This is a genomic window from Streptomyces xanthophaeus, from assembly GCF_000725805.1.
In the GTDB taxonomy this organism is placed as follows: Bacteria; Actinomycetota; Actinomycetes; order Streptomycetales; family Streptomycetaceae; genus Streptomyces; species Streptomyces xanthophaeus.
Window position 1 is genome coordinate 19,274 of record NZ_JOFT01000061.1, and the last position, 19,546, is coordinate 38,819.

Sequence of the window (19,546 nt, forward strand, 5' to 3'; positions counted from 1 at the left end):
TTAGCGGACCTCGACGAACTCCTGCACCGGCCGCGCCGGCCGCTGCGCCGGGGCCGCCGCCGGGTGTCCCACGGCCACCGCCCCCATCGGGTCCCAGTCCTCGGGCAGGCCCAGCACCTCGCGCACCACGTCGCGGCAGAACATCGTCGAGGACACCCACGCCGAGCCCAGCCGCTCCCCGGCCAGCGCGACCAGGAAGTTCTGCACGCCCGCGCCCATCGCGACCACGAACATCTCCCGTTCCGCCCCGTCGCGCCGCTCGTCGCCGTAGTGGTGCGCCCCGTCCGTCACCAGGCAGGGCACCACCAGGTAGGGCGCGGCCCGCAGTACCTCGCCCCGGCGCACCCGCTTGGCCACGGACTCCTCCGACTTCCCGTCGGCCCGCAGGTCAGCGATCCACGCGTCCCGCATGGCGTCCAGCAGCCCGGTCCGCGCAGCCTCGGACTCCAGCAGGACGAACCGCCACGGCGTCGTGTGGTGCGGGGCCGGGGCCGTCACGGCCGCCGCCACCGCGCGGCGCACCGCGCCCGGGTCCACCGGCTCCGCCGTGAAGGCCCGTACGGTGCGCCGCTGCGTGACGGCTTCCCGTACCGCCTCCGAGGTGCCCAGCCGGAACATGTCGTCGTGCGGGGAGCGGATCAGCTCCCGCGCCGAGCCCTCGCCCAGGAGGTGGCCCAGCCCGCGTACGACGGCCACGGGGAGCCCGGCCGCCTTGCCCTTGACCAGGTCGCCCGCGGCGGCGAGTTCGTCCGCGGTGGCGACCACCGTCGCGCTCAGCGGGTTGCCGTGCGCGTCGGTGCCCCCGCGCAGGTCGTCCAGGACCCGTACGCCGGCCGAGCCGATGGCCACGTCGGTCAGCCCGGTGCGCCACGGCCGCCCGAAGGTGTCCGTCACGACCACGCCCACGTCCACGGACAGCGCGTCGCGCACGCCCGCGCGGATCGCGGCCGCCGAGGCGTCCGGGTCCTCGGGCAGCAGGAGCACGGTGCCGGGGGCCGTGTTGGAGGCGTCGACCCCGGCGGCGGCCATCACCAGCCCCTGCCGGTTCTCGACGATCCGCAGCGGGCCCCGGCGCGCGACCACCCGTACCGTCTCGGCGTCTATGGCCTCCTCGCGCGAGGAGGCCTCGGTGATCCGGCCCTCCGCCTTGGAGACGATCTTCGAGGTGACCAGCAGGACGTCGCCGTCCCGCAGGTCTGGTGCGGCCGTCGTGATCAGCTTCGCCAGGTCGTCGCCGGGCCTGACCTCCGGGATCCCCTCGACGGCCCGCACCTCGTACGAGGGCACGCGCGCCGCGCTCACCGCGAGGCCTCCGCCAGGTCCAGCGCGGCCCGGGCCATGGCGGCGGTCGCGGCCAGGTCGCTCATCATCAGGGGCACGGCCCGGCAGCTGATGCCGGCGGCCTCCACCTGGGCCACGGCGTCCGCGTCCGCGGTGTCCACGAGCCAGCCGTCGAGCAGGGCGGTCCCGTAGTGCAGGGCGACCGCCGAGGCGGTGGACTCGACGCCGACCGCGGCCAGCACCTTGTCGGCCATGCCGCGTACGGGGGCGCCGCCGACGATGGGGGAGAGCCCGACGACGGGGGCCTGGGCGGCGGCCACGGCGTCCCGGATTCCGGGCACGGCGAGGATCGTCCCCACCGAGACCACCGGGTTGGAGGGCGGGAAGAGGATGACGTCGGCGGCGGCGAGGGCCTCCAGCACGCCGGGTCCGGGCTTGGCCTGCTCGGCGCCCACGGGGACGACGGCCTCGGCGTCCACCGAGGCGCGCAGCCGCACCCAGTACTCCTGGAAGTGGATGACGCGGCGTTCCCCGGTGTCCGCGTCGGTGATCGCGACGTGGGTCTCGACGCGGTCGTCGGTCATGGGCAGCAGCCGGACCCCGGGCTGCCAGCGGTCGCAGAGGGCTTCGGTGACGGCGCTCAGCGGGTAGCCGGCGCCCAGCATCTGGGTACGGACGATGTGGGTGGCGAAGTCGCGGTCGCCGAGGCCGAACCAGGTGGGTCCGACCCCGTACGCCGCGAGTTCCTCCTTGACGGTGAAGGACTCGTCGAGGCGTCCCCAGCCCTGGTCCTCGTTGATGCCACCGCCGAGGGTGTACATCACCGTGTCCAGATCGGGGCACACCTTGAGCCCGAACAGGTGAATGTCGTCACCGGTGTTGCCGATGACCGTGATGTCCGCGTCGGGCACTGCCGACTTGAGTCCGCGGAGGAACCGGGCGCCGCCTATACCGCCGGCCAGAACAACGATGCGCATGCACCGAAGTCTGTCAGGCCGCGGGGCTCAGGCGGAGACGGCCTCGGTCTCGGCCTCGGAGGCCGCCGGGGAGCAGCCGTGCATCGGCATCCGGGTCAGGCCGGGGAAGTAGACGTGCAGGCTGACCGCGCCGTCGAGGGTGTCGTTGACGACCTCGTGGGCGTAGCCGGGGGCGAAGACGCGCTGGGAGCCGGGGCCCAGCGACAGGCGTCCGCGGGCGGTGTGCTCGGTGAGCTCGCCTTCGAGGACGGTCATGACGCCGGAGGAGTCCCCGTGGCCGTGCAGGCCGCTGCCCTGGCCGGGGACCCAGCTGAGCAGCCAGACCTCGTAGCCGGGGCCGGTGCGCAGCCGGTGGTACCAGCGGGTGGTGGCGTCGTAGCGGACCAGGTGTTCCCAGGAGGCGCGGTCCGCGGCGACGGAGCGGGCGAGGCCGACGAATTCGGCGACGGTGGCCGGGTGTTCGCGGGCGGGCTGGAGGAGGTGCTGGACGGCGAGGATGTCGCCGGCGATCTGGAGGTCGCTCTCGGTGTGCGCGTGGGGGGTGGTGGTGCTGTTCATCGTGGGAGTACCTCGACGGATGTCAGTGGGGCTGGCGGTTGCTGTGGGGGAGGGCCGGAGCTCTGAGGAGCCATGGCTCCACGGGCATCAACAGCAGCAACAGCAACAGTGAACCTGGGCAGCACACAGGAACCCACGAATGGGGGTCCCGGAGGTGGCTGCGGTCACTGACATGGGCACAAGGAGACCGGTTCGAGGGCCGGACTGTCAACCCAATGTCTCTTTTGGGGCAAAAGTTTCACCTCATCCGGTTACTGTGCGCGGAGAAAGGTTTGTGCAGTGTGGACCAGGGGATGTGGCGCCTTGCCGGATCCAAACCAAACCCGCCATCTCGTGACCGGAATGTGATCTGCGCCGCTTCCGCGGCCCCATCGCAACCACACCGCAGAGGGTCACGTGGATTACGGGTGAAGACGGGCATCGCGTGACGCCCGTGGCATGTGTCACGATTTTTGGCGATATGAACACTTTCTGCATACGCTTGGTTCCGCAGAGTGAATAAGGGGCCCAATAGCAGATCCCGGCTTGACTGCTCCGGAGCCACGCACTTGTAATTTCACTCGTGTCGTTACGTAGCGATCAGTGACGGCATCACCACGGGGACGCACAGAAGAGCGAGGGGCGCACATGACCGAGCTGTTTCAGGAACTGCTGGTCGAGGAGGCGGACGAGGAGCTCGGATGGCAGGAGCGCGCTCTGTGCGCCCAGACCGACCCCGAGTCCTTCTTTCCCGAGAAGGGCGGCTCCACCCGCGAGGCCAAGAAGGTCTGCCTGGCCTGTGAGGTCCGCTCCGAATGCCTCGAATACGCCCTCGCCAACGACGAGCGGTTCGGCATCTGGGGCGGTCTGTCCGAGCGTGAGCGGCGCCGCCTGAAAAAGGCAGCGGTCTGAGCCGGCCGAGGCACTCCCCGCCGGGCACCTACCGCACATCGCACGACATATCGAGCCGCACCTCCGACAGGGCGCCGGCTGGAGCAAACGGTCCGCCTCCCGCACCTTCCCCGCAGGAGGCGGACCGCTCTGCTGCCAGCCGTTAGTGTGGGGCGCTGTCCAGCAGCCTCCGAGGGCACACCACCCCCGGACCCCCGGCCGGAGGGCCCGTACCGCGATGTCCCTGCACAGCCAGTCGACGGCCTCCCACCAGGCCGACGCGACCCCCGAGTTCCCCCGGCACGTCGTCACCGCGGTCCTCGTCGCCCACGACGGCGCCCGCTGGCTGCCCCGGACCCTGGCCGGCCTCCTCGGCCAGGAACGCCCCGCGCAGAACCACATCGCAGCCGACACCGGCAGCGCCGACGACTCCGCCCGCCTGCTGCACGAGGCCCTCGGCGACGAACGGGTCCTGCACCTCGCCCGCCGCACCGGATTCGGCGCCGCCGTCGAGGAAGCCGCCCGCACCGCCGGCACCCTGACCCCCGAGGACCTCCCGTACCTCAAGCGCCCCAGCGGCTGGGACCCCGTCAGCCGCACCTGGCGCGACGACGCCTACGACCTCCCCGAACTGCCCCACGGCGAACCCGTCCAGTGGCTCTGGCTCCTCCACGACGACAGCGCCCCCGAGGCCGACGCCCTCACCGAACTCCTGCGCGTCGCCGAGGAGAACCCCGACGCCGCCGTCATCGGCCCCAAACTGCGCGGCTGGTACGACAAGAAGCAGCTCCTCGAAGCAGGCGTCAGCATCGCCCGCAGCGGCCGCCGCTGGACCGGACTCGACCGCCGCGAACAGGACCAGGGCCAGCACGACCAGGTCCGCCCCGTCCTCTCCGTCTCCACCGCCGGCATGCTCGTGCGCCGCGACGTCTACGAGGCCCTCGGCGGCTTCGACAGACGCCTGCCCCTGATGCGCGACGACGTGGACCTCTGCTGGCGCGCCCAGAGCGCCGGCCACACCGTCCTCGTCGCCCCCGACGCCGTCATGCGGCACGCCGAGGCCTCCGCCCGCGAGCGCCGCACCGTCGACTGCGCAGGACGCACCACGTCCAGCCCGCACCGCGTCGACAAGGCCGGCGCCGTCTACACGATGCTCGCCAACAGCTCCGGACGCGCCCTCCCCTACGTCCTGGTGCGCCTGCTGCTCGGCACCGTGCTGCGCACCCTCGCCTACCTCATCGGCAAGGCCCCTGGCCAGGCCGTGGACGAGCTCACCGGCCTCCTCGCCACCCTGCTCCGCCCCGGCCGCGTCCTCGCCGCCCGCAAGGCCCGCCGCGGCCCCGTCGTCCCCGCGAGTGAACTGCGCCCCCTGTTCCCGCCGCCCGGCGCCTCCCTGCGGGCCAACGCCGAACAGCTGGCCGGCTACTTCGGCGACGGCCGTGACACCGAGCCCGCCGCCGCCGGACGGCACGGCGCGCCCAGCGTCCTGACCGCGCCCGGCGAGGACGGCGACTACCCCGAGAGCGCCGAACGGTTCGCGCGCCTCAAGCGGATGGCCCGCAACCCCGCCCCCGTCCTCTTCGGCCTGCTCCTGCTCGTCTCCGTCGCCGCCTGCCGCTCCCTGCTCGGCGGCGGCTCCCTCATGGGCGGCGCCCTGCTGCCCGCCCCCGACGACGGCCTCGACCTCTGGCACGGCTACACCGACACCTGGCACGCCGTCGGCACCGGCTCCACCGCCGACGCGCCCCCCTACCTCGCCGTCCTCGGCGCCTTCACCGTCCCGCTCTTCGGCTACACCCAGGCCGCCCTGACGCTGCTGCTCGTCGGCTCCGTTCCGCTCGCCGGCCTCGCCGCCTACTTCGCGTCCCGGCCGCTCGTCGAGTCCCGCCTGCTGCGCGCCTGGGCCGCCTTCGGCTACGCCTTCCTACCCGCCGTGACCGGCGCCCTGGCCGGAGGCCGCCTCGGCACCGCCGTCCTCGCCGTGCTGCTGCCCCTCATCGCCCGCGCCGCGGTCTCCGCCTTCGCCCTCGGCGGGGACGCGCCCCGGCAGGGCGCCAAGGGCGGCTGGCGCTCCGTGTGGACCTGCACGCTGCTGCTGACCCTGGCCACCGCCTTCACCCCCGTCGTCTGGCCGCTGGCCGCCGTCCTGGGCACCGCCGCGCTCGTCCTGCGCCGCGCGCAGTGGAAGACGTACGGCCCGCGGCTGCTCGCCACCCTCGCCGTTCCCCTCCTCGTGCTCGCCCCCTGGTCCCTGGGCCTGCTGACCCACCCCGGCCGGTTCCTGCGCGAGGCCGGACTGCCCTACGGATCCGGCTCCGCCACCGCCCTGGACCTCCTCGGCACCAGCCCCGGCGGACCCGGGACCGCCGGCGGCCTGCTCCTCGCCGGGACCGTGCTGGCTGCCCTCGCCGCCCTGCTCCGCGCCGACCGGCAGTTCGCCGTCCGCACCGCCTGGGCCGTCGCCCTGACCGCGCTGCTCCTCGCCGCCCTCCTCAACCGCACCGCCTGGGCCGGCCCCGCCACCCTCCTCTACGGGCTGGCCCTGCTCGCCGCCGCCGTGCTCGGCGCGGACGGCGCCAAGGAGCGGGTCGCCGCCCGCAGCTTCGGCTGGCGCCAGCCGCTCGCCGCCCTCGTCGCGCTCGCCGCCGCCGCGGGCCCGGTCCTCGCCGCCGCCGGATGGCTGCTCGCGGGCGCCGCGGGCCCCCTGGAGCGGCGCGACCCCGTACAGGTCCCGGCCTTCGTCGCCGAGGCCGGCGGGGACGACAACCAGACCCGCACCCTGATCCTCGACCCCGCCTCGTCCGGCGCCGTCTCCTACAGCCTCGTCCGGGGCTCCGGCGGCCGCCTCGGCGCCGCCGAGACCGCCGCCGCCACCGGCAGCGACCCCCGCCTCGACAAGGTCGTCTCCAACCTCGTCGCGGGCTCCGGGGCCGACCAGTCCAGCCAGCTCAGCGCCTACGCCATCCGCTTCGTGATGTTCCGGCCCGGCGGCCCCGAGGACGTCCGCCGCGTCCTCGACGCCACCCCCGGCCTGAGCCGGCGCCACCAGCAGGACGGCACCGCGCTGTGGGGCGTCGAACCCTGGCTGCCCCGCGCCGTCATCGTTCCAGGCAAGGCGGGCGAGGCCCCCATCCCCGTCGCCTCCGGCCCCGTCGAGGCCCACGGCAAGATCCCGGCCGGTGAGGAGGGCCGCGTCCTGCGCATCGCCGACCGGGCCGCCCCCGGCTGGCAGGCCACCCTCGACGGCAAGCCGCTCAAGCCCAAGACCCTCGACGGCTGGGCCCAGGGCTTCGAACTCCCCGCCGCCGGCGGCCGCCTCGACCTCGTCCACGCCACCTCCCTGCCGCGGACCGCCTGGCACTGGACCCAGGGCCTGCTCGGCCTGGTGCTGCTGGTCATGGCGCTCCCCGGCCGCCGCGCCCGGCTCGACGACGACCTGCCCGAGGAGGAGGCCGTGCTCCCCGCCCAGGCCGGACCGGGCGAGGCCGGGGAGGGCCGCCGCGCCCGCCGCCTGCGCGCGGAGGCGGAGCCGGCCCCCGCCGCCCCCGCCGACACGGCCTCGGCCGCCGACCCGTACGCGCAGATCCCGGCGCAGCCGGTGTACGGCGAGGAGTCGTACGCCTACCAGCCCCAGCCGGACCAGGGCGGCTACGCCTACGAGCAGCAGCCCGCGCAGCCCTACGGGCAGCAGCCCGCGCCCGGCTACGAGCCGTACCCCTACCCGCAGCAGGGCGCGCAGGGCTACGACGCCCCGTACGCCGAGCAGCAGCAGCCGTACCCCTACCCGTACGAGCCCTACGAGGCCTACGAGCCGTACGACCCCCACGCCCAGCAGTCCCAGCACACCCAGCACGATCAGCGCCCGGACGGGAGCCCCCAGCAGTGAAGCAGCGCGCACCCCTGACGCTGGCGGCCGTGGCCGCAGCGCTCGCCGCGGTCACGGCCGTCGCCGCCCTCGCCGCCCCCGAGGCGGAGGGCAAGGCGGCCGGCGCCGAGGCGGCGGCCGCGGCCCGGATGCCGGTGGAGCGGTCCCTGCTGGTGTGCCCGGCGCCCAGCTCCTCCGACATCGCGGAAACCACCTACACGGCGTTCACCCCGGGCCCCGCCGCCTCCGCCGAGGGCAAGGGCTCGGCCCGGCTGCTCGGCGCGACCAAGGACGCCAAGGCGGTGCTGGAGCTCAAGGAGACCGGCAAGCCCGCCGGGGCCACCGCCACCGGAGCCGACGCGCCCGCCCTGACGGGCAGCGCCGACGGGGTCCTCGCCCCCGGCTGGACCGCCCAGCAGACCACCAAGGTGTCCGTCGGCCGCTCCCGCGGAGTCCTCGGGGCGGCCTGCACCGCGCCGGGCACCGACTTCTGGTTCCCCGGGGTGAGCACCGCCGCGGGCCGCGAGGACTACGTGCACCTCACCAACCCGGACGACGCCGCGGCCGTCGTCGACATCAGGATCTTCGGCCCGGACGGCGTCGCCAAGCCCGACCAGGGCACCAGCGAGAACATCCGCATCGACCCGAAGTCCACCAAGTCCGTCCTGCTGTCCTCCCTCGCCCCCGGCGCCCAGCTCGCGGACGCCACCGCCCACGTCACCACCCGCGCGGGCCGGGTCGGCGCCTCCGTGCAGGTAGCCGAGGAGGGCGTGGGCACCGACTGGCTGCCCGCCTCCACGGACCCGGCCGGCTCACTCGTCCTTCCGGGCATCCCCGCGGACGCCACGTCCGTCCGGCTGGTCGCCTTCGCGCCCGGCGAGGACGACGCGGACCTGAAACTGCGCCTGGCCGCCCCGAACGGGGCCATCAGCCCGGCGGGCAACGAGCAACTGCACGTCAAGGCGGGCATGACCGCGACCGTCGACCTCAAGGACCTGACCCGGGGCGAGGCGGGATCACTCCTGCTGTCCCCGGCGGACGCGGGCAAGGCCGTGCCCGTGGTCGCGGCGGTCCGCGTGGTCCGCGGCAGCGGAGCCAAGCAGGAGCTGGGCTTCGTACCGGCTGCCGGGCCGGTGGGCGCGCGGGCGACGGTGGCCGACAACCGGGCCGAGGAGAACGCGACCGTGCTGTCGCTGACGGCGCCGGGCGACAAGGACGCACAGGTCAAGGTGACGGCCTCGCCGACCACCGGGGGCGGTGAACCGGCCTCCCAGGACGTGACGGTCAAGGCGGGCACGACCCAGTCGGTGACCCTGGCCCCGGCGGGCGGCAAGGGCTCCTACGCCCTCACCGTGGAAACCGTCTCGGGCGGCCCCGTACACGCCGCCCGCACCCTGTCCCTGCCGCACGAGGGCATCGCGATGTTCACCGTCCAGACCCTGTCGGACGACCGCTCCACGGTCTCGGTGCCCCGCGCCGTCCAGGACCTCTCGGTCCTGACCCGCTGACGGACCCCGCCCGCGCCACGGCCGACGACGGACCGCTTCTTAGTCCTGGCCGTAGCGCGGGTCCACCGTCTCGGGGGACAGGCCCAGCAGCTCCGCCACCTGCTCCACCACGATCTCGTGCACCAGCAGCGCCTTCTCGTCGCGGGTCTTCGTACGGATGTCCACCGGCCGCCGGAACACCACGATCCGGGCCGGGCGCCCCTCGCGGGACTCGTACAGCGCGCCCAGCGGGACCGCCTCGTCGTTCCAGCCCGCCTCCGCGCCGCCCGGCGGGCCCGGGACGTCCCCGATCAGGAATTCGACCTCGGCCAGCTGCGGCCAGCGCCGCTCCAGGCGCTCGACGGAGTCCCGTACCAGGTCCCCGAACATCTCGGACCGGCTCGCCGACAGCGGCACCTGCGGCGGAGCCACCGGCCCGCGCATCCCCCGGCCGTGCCGGTCGCGCCTGCGCTGGCGCGGTTCGGCGGGGGCCCCGGCGGGGGCTCCGGCGGGGGCTCCGGCGGGGGGCTCGGCAGGGCGGGGAGGCAGGGAGCTGTCCGTCACCCCCGCAGGGTAGCCCTTGGCGGAACGGCGGTTTACGGACTCCCGCCGCGCCGCCGCCACCCGTCGGCGGGCACGACACGGGGGAGTGAGCGGCGGGAGCCTCGTCGCGGCCCGGTCAAGAGTGCGGTACCGTCCAACGTCGTGAGCCTTGTACGTCGTTGTTCGCGCACCGCGTGCGGCCGCCCTGCCGTCGCGACGCTGACGTACGTCTACGCCGATTCGACCGCAGTCCTCGGCCCGCTCGCCACCTACGCCGAACCCCACTGCTACGACCTGTGCGCCGAGCACTCGGAACGCCTGACCGCCCCGCGCGGCTGGGACGTCGTCCGGCTGTCCGACGGGTCCGCGCCGTCCCGCCCCAGCGGCGACGACCTCGAAGCCCTGGCCAACGCCGTGCGCGAGGCGGCCCGTCCGCCCGAGCGCACCCCGGAGCCCGGAGCCCGGGGCGGTCCCGCGACCGGCGAGACCCGGCGCGGACACCTGCGCGTGCTCCGTTCGCCGGATTCCTGACGCCCGGATCGTCTGAAAACCAGATCCTCGTTCGGGGTAGGTTTGCTGTCCGCACAGGACCTTCAGGAGGGCAGGCAGTGGCCGCAGATCTTTCGAACATCGTCAAGGCTTACGACGTACGGGGCGTCGTACCGGACGAGTGGGACGAGCACCTGGCCGAGCTGTTCGGTGCCGCATTCGTCGAGGTCACCGGCGCCACCGCGATCGTGGTCGGCCACGACATGCGCCCCTCCTCCCCGGGGCTGTCCGGCGCCTTCGCGCGCGGCGCCGCCGCCCGCGGCGTGGACGTCACCCTGATCGGGCTGTGCTCCACGGACCAGCTGTACTACGCCTCGGGCTCCATGAACCTGCCCGGCGCCATGTTCACGGCCTCGCACAACCCCGCCCAGTACAACGGCATCAAGATGTGCCGGGCGGGCGCCGCCCCCGTGGGCCAGGACACCGGTCTCGGCCAGATCCGGGAACTGGCGGAGAAGTGGAGCGACGAGGGAGCCCCCGCGATCGCCCCCGGCACCGTCCCCGGCACGGTCACCGAGCAGGACACCCTGACCGGCTACGCCGCGCACCTCAAGGGCCTCGTCGACCTCGCCGCCATCCGCCCGCTCAAGGTCGTCGTCGACGCGGGCAACGGCATGGGCGGCCACACCGTGCCCACCGTCTTCGAGGGCCTGCCGCTGGACCTGGTCCCCATGTACTTCGAGCTGGACGGGACCTTCCCCAACCACGAGGCCAACCCCCTCGACCCGAAGAACATCGTGGACCTCCAGGCCCGCGTGCTCGCCGAGGGCGCCGACCTCGGTATCGCCTTCGACGGCGACGCCGACCGCTGCTTCATCGTGGACGAGCGCGGCGAGGGCGTCTCCCCGTCCGCCGTCACCGCCCTGGTCGCGGCCCGCGAGCTGGAGCGCAACGGCGGCACCGGCACCGTGATCCACAACCTGATCACCTCCTGGTCGGTCCCCGAGGTCGTCCGCGAGCACGGCGGCACCCCCGTGCGCACCCGCGTCGGCCACTCCTTCATCAAGGAGGAGATGGCCAAGACCGGAGCGATCTTCGGCGGCGAGCACTCGGCGCACTACTACTTCAAGGACTTCTGGAACGCGGACACCGGCATGCTCGCCGCGCTCCACGTCCTGGCGGCCCTCGGCGGCCAGGACGGCCCGCTGTCGGACCTGGTGTCCTCCTACGACCGCTACGCGGGCTCCGGCGAGATCAACTCGACCGTCGCCGACCAGGCGGCCCGCCTCGCCGCGGTCAAGGAGACCTACGGCGGCCAGGACGGCATCACCCTGGACGAGCTGGACGGCCTGACCGTCACGGCCGCCGACTGGTGGTTCAACGTGCGCGCCTCCAACACCGAGCCGCTGCTGCGCCTGAACGTCGAGGCCCGCGACGCGGCGACCCTCGCCAAGGTCCGCGACGAGGTCCTCGCCCTCATCCGCGCGTGATCCGGGTCCCCCGGGTGAGGCACGTCCTGCCTCGCCCGGGGCCACTTCCGAGCCCCGCCCGCGTTCGAGGCGCGGGTCCGGGCAGAGCCCGGTGCCCGGCGGAGCCGGGGTCTCCCGGGGCGCAGCCCCGGGGCTCCGGGCCGTACCGGAGGTGACCCGGCGCCGCACCCGCCCGACGGCGAAGCAACGCGGACACCTGCGGGCCGCACCGGAGGTGACTCGGCGGTACGCTGACCTCGCCCAAACCGCATGTTCGAAGGGAACCGCCCCATGCCGCTCGAAGCCGGTCTTCTGGAGATCCTCGCCTGCCCCGCCTGCCACGCGCCCCTCGAGGACAAGTCGGCCGACGAGAGCTCTCCCGAGCTGATCTGCACCGGCCAGGACTGCGGCCTCGCCTACCCGGTCCGCGACGGCATCCCCGTGCTCCTCGTGGACGAGGCCCGCCGCCCCGCCTGACCCTCCCGGGCCGCAGCCGGGGCCGCCACCGCACCGGACGCGCAGACTGGTTCCGCCACACGACAGCCGGAGGCCGCCATGCTCGACGAGTCGCTCCTCGACGCACCGGACGATCTCGCCCGCGCCGACCGCCGGGGCCTGCTCCGCGGCGCCGCCGACGCCGGGGCCAGAGTCCGTACCGCAGCACGGCACGCCGCCGAGGCGGGCCTCGGGGACCTGCGCCCCGACGGCCGCCCCCGGGCCGTCCTCATCGCCGGACCCGGCTCCGCGGCCACCGGCGTCGCCGACCTGCTCGGCGCCCTCGCCGGGGCCTCGGCCCCCGTCATCAGGCTCGACCCCACCGGCGTCGCGCACGCCGCCGGAGCCCTGCGCTGGACGCTGCCCGGCTGGGCCGGCCCCGTCGACCTGCTGCTCCTCACCACCACCGACGGCACCGAGCCCGGGCTCGCCGTCCTCGCCGAACAGGCGTACCGGCGCGGCTGCACCGTGGTCGCCGTCGCCCCCGAGCGGTCCCCGCTGAGCGAGGCCGTGGACGGGGCGCACGGGCTCCTCGTACCGATGGCCAAGGCGCCGTACCAGGAGTACGACGAGTCCGCCGCGGCCGGACCCGGCGCCCTGTGGGCCCTGCTGACGCCCCTGCTGGTGCTCCTCGACAAGGTCGGCCTGATCACCGCGGCCCCCGACACGCTGCAACTGGTCGCCGACCGCCTCGACCGGACCGCCGAACGCTGCGGTCCCGCCGTCGCCACCTACTCCAACCCGGCCAAGACCCTCGCCGCCGAGCTCGCCGACTCCCTGCCGCTCATCTGGAGCGAAGGCGTCGGCGCCGGACCCGCGGGACGCCGCTTCGCCGCGACCCTGGCCGAACTCGCCGGACGCCCCGCGCTGGCCGCCGTCCTGCCCGAGGCCCTGCCCGCCCACGGCGTCCTGCTCGCCGGGTCCTTCGCCGCCGGGGCCGACCCAGAAGACTTCTTCCGTGACCGGGTCGAAGAGCCCCAGGCTCTGCGCGCCCGCATCGTCCTGCTGCGTGACCGGCCGACGGGCGGCCTGAGCGCCGCCCCGGCCGCACGCGAACTCGCCCTCAGCCACGACACGGCCATCAGCGAGCTCGAACCGGAGGAGGGCGCCGAGCTGGAACAGCTCGCCGAACTCCTCGCCGTCACGGATTTCGCCACCGCCTACCTGGCGCTGGCGTCCGGGGGACACAGCTGAGGCACACTTCCCAAGCCCAGCTCTATCCAGGAAGACGACGATGGACCGCCTGACCAACACGATCCGCCCCTACGCCTGGGGATCCCCCACCGCCATCCCCCGGCTCCTCGGCACCGAACCCACCGGTGAGCCCCAGGCCGAGATGTGGATGGGCGCACACCCCGGCGCCCCCTCCCGCCTCGACCGCGGCTCCGGCACGACCACGCTCCGCGAGGTCATCGCCGCCGACCCCGAGGGCGAACTCGGCGCGGCCGCCGTCAGCAAGTTCGGCCCCGGACTGCCCTTCCTCCTCAAGATCCTCGCCGCCGGCGCCCCGCTCTCCCTCCAGGTCCACCCCGACCTGGAGCAGGCCAGGGCGGGCTTCGAGGACGAGGAGCGGCGCGGGGTCCCCGTGGACGCGGGCCACCGCAACTACAAGGACCCCAACCACAAGCCCGAGATGATCTGCGCGCTCACCCCGTTCGACGGGCTGTGCGGCTTCCGCGCCCCCCACGAGGCCGCCGAGCTGCTCGAAGGCCTCGGCGTCGACTCCCTCAAGCCGTACGCCGACCTGCTGCGCGCCCACCCCGAGGACGCCGCGCTGCGCGAGGTGCTCACGGCCGTACTGACCGCGGACCGTGACCAGATGGCGGCCACCGTCACCGAGGCCGCGGCCGCCGCCGAACGCCTGGGCGGCCCGTACAAGCCGTACGCCTCCCTGGTCCACGACTACCCGGGCGACCCGGGCGTCATCGCGGCCATGCTGCTCAACCACGTGCAACTCCAGCCCGGCGAAGCCATGTTCCTCGGCGCGGGCGTCCCGCACGCCTACATCGACGGCCTCGGCGTCGAGCTGCTCGCCAACTCCGACAACGTGCTGCGCGCCGGGCTCACCCCCAAACACGTGGACGTACCCGAGCTGCTCAAGATCGTGAAGTTCGAGTCGGGCGACCCCAAGGTGCTGCGGCCCGAGGGCGACGCCGAAGAGGTCTACGAGACCCCCATCGACGAATTCCGGCTCTCCCGCTTCCTCCTCGCCCCCGGCGGCGCCTCCCGCACCCTCCCGGCCGGCGCCCCGCAGATCCTGCTCTGCACGGCGGGCTCCCCGAAGGCGGGCGAACTGACCCTGGCGCCGGGCGAGTCGGTCTTCGTACCGGCGGACGAAAAGGTCGAACTGTCCGGAACGGGTACGGTCTTCCGTGCCACCGTGGTGGTCTGAGGCGGCGTCCGCGGCCGTAGCTGCAACAATGTGCGGCCGGTAGTCAGTGGCTAGGAAGGACACCCCGCATCCATGAGCGCGTCGGGCGGTACCAAGGCGATCGTGGCGGCACTCGCCGCCAACCTCGCCATCGCTGTAGCCAAATTCGTGGCATTCCTCTTCAGCGGATCCTCGTCGATGCTCGCGGAAAGCGTCCACTCGCTGGCGGACTCCGGCAACCAGGGGCTGCTGCTCCTGGGCGGGAAGAAGGCCCAGCGCGAGGCCACGCCGCAGCACCCCTTCGGGTACGGGCGTGAGCGTTACATCTACGCCTTCCTCGTCTCCATCGTGCTCTTCACCGTCGGTGGCATGTTCGCCATCTACGAGGGCTACGAGAAGATCCACGACCCGCACGAGATCACGCACTGGTACTGGCCCGTCGGCGTCCTGGTCTTCGCGATCATCGCCGAGTCCTTCTCCTTCCGCACCGCGATCAAGGAGTCGAACCAGATCCGCGGCAAGCAGACCTGGGGCCAGTTCATCAAGCGGGCCAAGGCCCCGGAGCTCCCGGTCGTCCTCCTGGAGGACCTCGGCGCGCTCGTCGGCCTGGTCCTGGCCCTCGGCGGCGTCGGTCTCGCCCTGCTGACCGGCAACGGCGTCTGGGACGGCATCGGCACCCTGTGCATCGGCATCCTGCTCATCGCGATCGCCATCGTCCTGGCGGCCGAGACCAAGTCCCTGCTGCTCGGCGAGGCCGCGGGCACCGAGGACGTCGAGAAGATCAAGGCGGCGCTCGTCGACGGGGTCTCCGTCACCCGCCTGATCCACATGCGCACCCTGCACCTCGGCCCCGAGGAACTGCTGGTCGCCGCGAAGATCGCGGTCCGGCACGACGAGACCGCGACCGAGGTGGCGAACGCGATCAACGCGGCCGAGGACCGCATCCGCGAGGCCGTCCCGATCGCCCGGGTGATCTACCTGGAGCCGGACATCTTCCAGGCCGAGGCCGCCGTGACGGGCACCGAACAGGCCTGACGGACCACGGACGTACGAAGGCCCCCGCAGCCACGGCCGCGGGGGCCTTCGGTCTACTCGGAGCGCGCCGCACCCCATACGGGATGCACCGGCACCGGCTGCGGCCCGTGAACGTGCCTGCGCCGCACCACCCGCCAGGCGATCCCGAGCCCCAGCGCGACCGGCAGCAGGCACACACCGGCGGACATGGACGCGCCCAGGCCCAGCGCCACCGGGTGGTCATCGCCGAACTGGATCCCGGTCACCGCCGATTCCGGCAGCGTCCCGTGCTCGGACTCCGCGTGGAAGCGGGAGTCCGCGGAGTCGCCCCGGTTGTCGCCCAGCAGGAAGACGCGGCCGCGCGGCACCGTGACGTCGAAGTCCACACCGCCGGCCCCGGGCGCCCCGCCCTGTACGTACGGCTCGTTGAGGAGCCGTCCGTTGAGGATCAGCGTCCCGGCGCCCTCCGCGTAGGAGATCCGGTCGCCCCCCACCGCCACCACACGGCCGAGGAAGGGGCCGCGCAGCCCCCAGTCGCCCGGGTCGTAGAGCACGACGTCACCGCGCCGGACCGTGGACGGGTCCTTCCGGAAGACGACGAGGTCGCCGGGCGTGACCGTGGGCAGCATGTTCTCGCTGCTCACCCGCGCTGCGGTGAACCGGCTCAGCATGAACGCGACCGGCCCGCCGATCAGCGCGATGCCGAGCACGAGCACGGCGACCGCCCAGGTCCCCAGTCTTCGCCCAGGCCTGTGTGCCATGAAACCCGTCCCCTCCCAGCAGTACATGTGGCCGGAAGAGTACGTTCTGGCCGGTTACCGGCAACGACCGGGTCCCGTACCGGCGCTGGTACGGGACCCGGTCGTTGCCGGTGAGCGGTCGGGGTGCGGCCAGGCCGTCTCTAGCGGATCTCCCGCAGCACGTCCAGGATCGACGCCTCGTCAGGAGCCGTCTGCAGCCGGGCCCGGAAGTCGGAGTCCATGAGCTTGCGCGACAACAGCGCCAGGATCCGCAGGTGTTCGTCGCCCGCCGCGGCCTCCGGGACCGAGATCATGAACACCAGCCGGGCCTTCGTCCCGTCCAGCGCACCCCACTCGATGCCCGCGTCGGACCGGGCGAAGCCCACCGTGGGCCGGGCCACCGCGTCCGTCTTGGCGTGCGGGATGGCGATCGACTCGCCGAGACCGGTCGTGCCCTGCGCCTCCCGGGCCAGGGCGACCCGGACGAGCTCGTCCACGTCGCGGACGTTCCCGGTGCCGGCCAGCATCTCGGCCATCTCGCGGATGGCCGCCTCCTTGGAGTCCGCGGCCAGTTCCGTCTTCACGGTGCGCCCGGTCAGGTAGCCCGAGAGCACCTCCTCGGGCTGTCCGGCCGGGGCGACGGCGGCAGCGGCGCCCGCAGCGGGCGCGGCCTGGGACCGTACGGCCGTACCGGCACCGGCACCGGTACCGGCGGCACCGGTACCGGCGGCACCGGCACCTGCTCCGGCGCCCACACCGGCCAGGACCGGCTCCGGGGAGAGCGCGGCCGGAGCGGCGCGGCCCTCGCGGCGCTGCCTGATCTCGATGAGCGCGTTCGTGGTCAGCGCGGTGACGAGGGTGCCCGCCGCGATCGCGACGAAGAACATGCCGACCCCGCTCACGGCGCCGAACAGCGAGACGATCGGACCGCCGTGCGGCACCGAGTCCTCCACCCCGGCCAGGCCCGCGATCGCACCGGCCACGGCGCCACCGAGCATGTTCGCGGGGATGACCTGCGCCGGCCGGGCGGCGGCGAACGGGATGGCGCCTTCGGAGATGCCGAAGAAGCCCATGAAGAGCGCGGCGATGCCGGTCTCCCGTTCCTGGTCGCTGTAGTGCCTCCGGCGCAGCAGCGTGGCCAGGCCCTGGCCGAGCGGCATGACGGGGATGGCCGCGGCGGCCATGCCCATGACCGCGTTGTTGGTACCGATCAGGCCCACCGCGACGAGGAACGCCGTCTTGTTGACGGGGCCGCCCATGTCGAAGGCGATCATGAGGCCGATGATCGCGCCCAGCAGGATCGCGCTGGAGCCGGTCATCCCGTTCAGCCAGTTGGTCAGGTGCGTGAACACCCAGGAGATCGGCTGCCCGATCACATAGATGTAGAAGAGCCCCAGCGCCAGCGTGGACACGATCGGGATCACGATGATCGGCATGATCGGCTGGACGAACTTGGGGACCTTGACCTTCTTGATCCAGACGACCAGGTAACCCGCCAGGAAACCGGTCGCGATCGCGCCCAGGAAGCCCGCGTTCGCCTCGGCCTTGTAGATGGTCGTGGCGTCGGCGGCGAGGAAACCGCCGATCATGCCCGGCACCAGCGCCGGCCGGTCGCCGAGGGCGTAGGCGATGTACCCGGAGAAGATCGGCAGCATCAGCGTGAAGCCGAGGCTGCCCAGCGCGTTGACGTAGAACCAGAAGGATCCCTCGTCGAAGGTGATGCCCTTCGACGAGGAGTGCCCGCCGAGCGCGATCGAGACGGCCAGCAGCAGACCGCCCACGACCACGAACGGGATCATGTGCGAGACGCCGTTCATCAGCGCCTTGTACGCGGCGCTGCGCTCCTTGCCGCCCCCGCCCGCGCCCGCGCTGCCGCCGTCCGCGGCGGCACCGGACTGGACGGGCGCGCTCTGCACGCGCTCGATCAGCTCCTCCGGCCGGTGGATGCCGTCCGCGACGCCCGTGGACAGGACCCGCTTGCCCGCGAAGCGCTCGCGGTCGACCTCCTTGTCGGCGGCGATGATGATGCCGTCCGCTTCTCTGACATCGTTGTCAGAGAGCACGTTCTCGGCCCCGATGGAGCCCTGCGTCTCCACCTTCATGTCGATGCCGAGGCGGTCGGCGGCCTGCTGGAGCTTCTCCGCGGCCATGTAGGTGTGGGCGATTCCCGTGGGGCACGCGGTGACGGCGAGCAGTTTCAGGCGCTTCTGCCCCCTTGCGTCCCCGCCTGCGGGCGGGCCGGCCGGACTGGTCACTGCGATCTCCTTCACGCCATGGGCCTGCACGGGTCCTGCGGGACCGTCCAAGAGTTCGGGCCCACCGGCATCCTGCCCCAGATGAGGGACGCATCAAAAGTCCTAAAGGCCTCAAATCCGTCGGCCGGAGGACCCGAACCCGGGACACGACCGCCGATCGGCCGACTGGGGCACACTCCGCCGACCGGTGTAGATTCGTGCTCAGTGTCAGGCGTCGCTGCTGATGGCGGTCGGGCGGGTCCTCGTGACCGTCCGAGGGGAAGAGAGGACCCCCGACGGACTGTGTCTCCGCGCCTCCGTCCGGACCGTGTCCGGTCGGACCCCAGCCGAACGGCGCGCGGCCCAGCCGTACCCACCCTCTCGCACCATGAGGAGCAGCACCCATGGACTTCAAGGTCGCAGACCTTTCCCTTGCCGCTTTCGGCCGCAAGGAGATCACCCTCGCCGAGCACGAGATGCCCGGTCTGATGTCGATCCGCGCCGAGTACGCGGCCGCCCAGCCCCTGGCCGGCGCCCGGATCACCGGCTCCCTGCACATGACCGTGCAGACGGCCGTGCTCATCGAGACCCTCGTCGCCCTCGGCGCCGACGTCCGCTGGGCCTCCTGCAACATCTTCTCCACCCAGGACCACGCGGCCGCCGCCATCGCGGTCGGCCCGAACGGCACCCCGGAGAACCCGCAGGGCGTCCCCGTCTTCGCCTGGAAGGGCGAGACGCTGGAGGAGTACTGGTGGTGCACGGAGCAGGCGCTGACCTGGCCGAACACCCCCACCGGCGGCCCGAACATGATCCTCGACGACGGTGGTGACGCCACCCTCCTCGTCCACAAGGGCGTCGAGTTCGAGAAGGCCGGCGCGGTCCCGGACCCGTCGACGGCGGACTCCGAGGAGTACGGCCACATCCTCGCCGTGCTGACCCGCACCCTCGGCGAGACCCCGCAGAAGTGGACGCAGCTCGCGTCCGAGGTCCGCGGTGTCACCGAGGAGACCACCACCGGTGTCCACCGCCTCTACGAGATGATGGCCGAGGGCTCCCTGCTCTTCCCGGCGATCAACGTGAACGACGCCGTCACCAAGTCGAAGTTCGACAACAAGTACGGCTGCCGCCACTCCCTGATCGACGGCATCAACCG

The 19,546-nt window shown here is 73.3% G+C and carries 16 protein-coding genes; 10 read left to right on the top strand and 6 right to left on the bottom strand.

What is annotated here, in order from left to right; translation table 11 throughout:
* From IO30_RS0128215 to IO30_RS0128225, 3 genes are read right to left on the bottom strand one after another with little or no spacing between them, the layout of a single operon-like run.
* Positions 1-1,302: a coenzyme F420-0:L-glutamate ligase gene (locus IO30_RS0128215; RefSeq protein WP_031147494.1), complete on the bottom strand. Its 1,302-nt coding sequence runs from the start codon at positions 1,300-1,302 to the stop codon at positions 1-3.
* Positions 1,299-2,258 (bottom strand): 2-phospho-L-lactate transferase, encoded by a 960-nt coding sequence (cofD, locus tag IO30_RS0128220; RefSeq protein WP_031147495.1) that lies wholly within the window; start codon positions 2,256-2,258, stop codon positions 1,299-1,301. The genes IO30_RS0128215 and cofD overlap by 4 nt, the downstream gene beginning before the upstream one ends.
* A 27-nt stretch (positions 2,259-2,285) precedes the next feature.
* Complete coding sequence (locus IO30_RS0128225) at positions 2,286-2,816, bottom strand: cysteine dioxygenase (protein ID WP_031147496.1); 531 nt, start codon at positions 2,814-2,816, stop codon at positions 2,286-2,288.
* 627 nt (positions 2,817-3,443) lie between these two features.
* On the opposite strand from IO30_RS0128225, the gene IO30_RS0128230 reads away from it, so the two are divergent.
* The 3 genes from IO30_RS0128230 to IO30_RS0128240 all read left to right on the top strand — a co-directional run bounded on the left by IO30_RS0128230 (position 3,444) and on the right by IO30_RS0128240 (position 9,059).
* Positions 3,444-3,707: a WhiB family transcriptional regulator gene (locus IO30_RS0128230; RefSeq protein WP_003983763.1), complete on the top strand. Its 264-nt coding sequence runs from the start codon at positions 3,444-3,446 to the stop codon at positions 3,705-3,707.
* Positions 3,708-3,924: 217 nt separating this feature from the next.
* Positions 3,925-7,572 (top strand): glycosyltransferase family 2 protein, encoded by a 3,648-nt coding sequence (locus IO30_RS0128235; protein ID WP_031147501.1) that lies wholly within the window; start codon positions 3,925-3,927, stop codon positions 7,570-7,572.
* Entirely contained in the window at positions 7,569-9,059 is a 1,491-nt protein-coding gene (locus IO30_RS0128240) for a DUF5719 family protein (protein WP_031147503.1), read from the top strand. The genes IO30_RS0128235 and IO30_RS0128240 overlap by 4 nt, the downstream gene beginning before the upstream one ends.
* 39 nt (positions 9,060-9,098) lie before the next feature.
* Here IO30_RS0128240 and IO30_RS0128245 read toward each other — a convergent pair whose 3' ends face one another.
* Positions 9,099-9,602 carry a metallopeptidase family protein gene (locus IO30_RS0128245; protein ID WP_373316496.1) on the bottom strand — a complete coding sequence of 168 codons (504 nt, stop codon included), beginning with the start codon at positions 9,600-9,602 and terminating at the stop codon, positions 9,099-9,101.
* Positions 9,603-9,743: 141 nt separating this feature from the next.
* Between IO30_RS0128245 and IO30_RS0128250 the strand changes: the two genes are divergently transcribed.
* The 6 genes from IO30_RS0128250 to IO30_RS0128275 all read left to right on the top strand — a co-directional run bounded on the left by IO30_RS0128250 (position 9,744) and on the right by IO30_RS0128275 (position 15,440).
* Positions 9,744-10,112, top strand: a complete 369-nt coding sequence (locus IO30_RS0128250) for a DUF3499 domain-containing protein (protein ID WP_031147507.1) — start codon at positions 9,744-9,746, stop codon at positions 10,110-10,112.
* A gap of 77 nt (positions 10,113-10,189) precedes the next feature.
* The gene (locus IO30_RS0128255; RefSeq protein ID WP_031147508.1) at positions 10,190-11,560 is read left to right on the top strand and encodes a phosphomannomutase/phosphoglucomutase; all 1,371 of its coding nucleotides are present in this window, start codon (positions 10,190-10,192) and stop codon (positions 11,558-11,560) included.
* Between the two features lie 270 nt (positions 11,561-11,830).
* Positions 11,831-12,016 (top strand): Trm112 family protein, encoded by a 186-nt coding sequence (locus IO30_RS0128260; protein WP_031147510.1) that lies wholly within the window; start codon positions 11,831-11,833, stop codon positions 12,014-12,016.
* A 78-nt stretch (positions 12,017-12,094) separates the two neighbouring features.
* Positions 12,095-13,228 (top strand): SIS domain-containing protein, encoded by a 1,134-nt coding sequence (locus IO30_RS0128265; protein WP_031147512.1) that lies wholly within the window; start codon positions 12,095-12,097, stop codon positions 13,226-13,228.
* A gap of 40 nt (positions 13,229-13,268) precedes the next feature.
* A complete protein-coding gene (gene manA, locus IO30_RS0128270; RefSeq protein WP_031147515.1) occupies positions 13,269-14,426 on the top strand; it encodes a mannose-6-phosphate isomerase, class I in 1,158 nt (385 codons plus the stop codon).
* 72 nt (positions 14,427-14,498) lie between these two features.
* Positions 14,499-15,440, top strand: a complete 942-nt coding sequence (locus IO30_RS0128275) for a cation diffusion facilitator family transporter (RefSeq protein WP_031147517.1) — start codon at positions 14,499-14,501, stop codon at positions 15,438-15,440.
* A gap of 53 nt (positions 15,441-15,493) precedes the next feature.
* On the opposite strand, the gene lepB is transcribed toward IO30_RS0128275, so the two are convergent.
* Together lepB and IO30_RS0128285 are read right to left on the bottom strand one after the other, a co-directional pair.
* A complete protein-coding gene (gene lepB / locus IO30_RS40940) occupies positions 15,494-16,180 on the bottom strand; it encodes a signal peptidase I (RefSeq protein ID WP_063768242.1) in 687 nt (228 codons plus the stop codon).
* Positions 16,181-16,320: 140 nt separating this feature from the next.
* Complete coding sequence (locus IO30_RS0128285; protein WP_031147521.1) at positions 16,321-18,414, bottom strand: fructose-specific PTS transporter subunit EIIC; 2,094 nt, start codon at positions 18,412-18,414, stop codon at positions 16,321-16,323.
* A 383-nt stretch (positions 18,415-18,797) separates the two neighbouring features.
* Between IO30_RS0128285 and IO30_RS0128290 the strand changes: the two genes are divergently transcribed.
* On the top strand, positions 18,798-19,546 hold a 749-nt coding region (locus tag IO30_RS0128290), incomplete at its 3' end, for an adenosylhomocysteinase (protein WP_031147523.1).

Excerpts from the sequence above, each read along its gene's own strand:
- cofD (WP_031147495.1), bottom strand. The coding sequence starts at position 2,258 with ATGCGCATCGTTGTTCTGGCCGGCGGTATAGGCGGCGCCCGGTTCCTC.
- IO30_RS0128225 (WP_031147496.1), bottom strand. The coding sequence starts at position 2,816 with ATGAACAGCACCACCACCCCCCACGCGCACACCGAGAGCGACCTCCAG.
- IO30_RS0128230 (WP_003983763.1), top strand. The coding sequence starts at position 3,444 with ATGACCGAGCTGTTTCAGGAACTGCTGGTCGAGGAGGCGGACGAGGAG.
- IO30_RS0128235 (WP_031147501.1), top strand. The coding sequence starts at position 3,925 with ATGTCCCTGCACAGCCAGTCGACGGCCTCCCACCAGGCCGACGCGACC.
- IO30_RS0128260 (WP_031147510.1), top strand. The coding sequence starts at position 11,831 with ATGCCGCTCGAAGCCGGTCTTCTGGAGATCCTCGCCTGCCCCGCCTGC.
- IO30_RS0128265 (WP_031147512.1), top strand. The coding sequence starts at position 12,095 with ATGCTCGACGAGTCGCTCCTCGACGCACCGGACGATCTCGCCCGCGCC.
- manA (WP_031147515.1), top strand. The coding sequence starts at position 13,269 with ATGGACCGCCTGACCAACACGATCCGCCCCTACGCCTGGGGATCCCCC.
- IO30_RS0128275 (WP_031147517.1), top strand. The coding sequence starts at position 14,499 with ATGAGCGCGTCGGGCGGTACCAAGGCGATCGTGGCGGCACTCGCCGCC.
- lepB (WP_063768242.1), bottom strand. The coding sequence starts at position 16,180 with ATGGCACACAGGCCTGGGCGAAGACTGGGGACCTGGGCGGTCGCCGTG.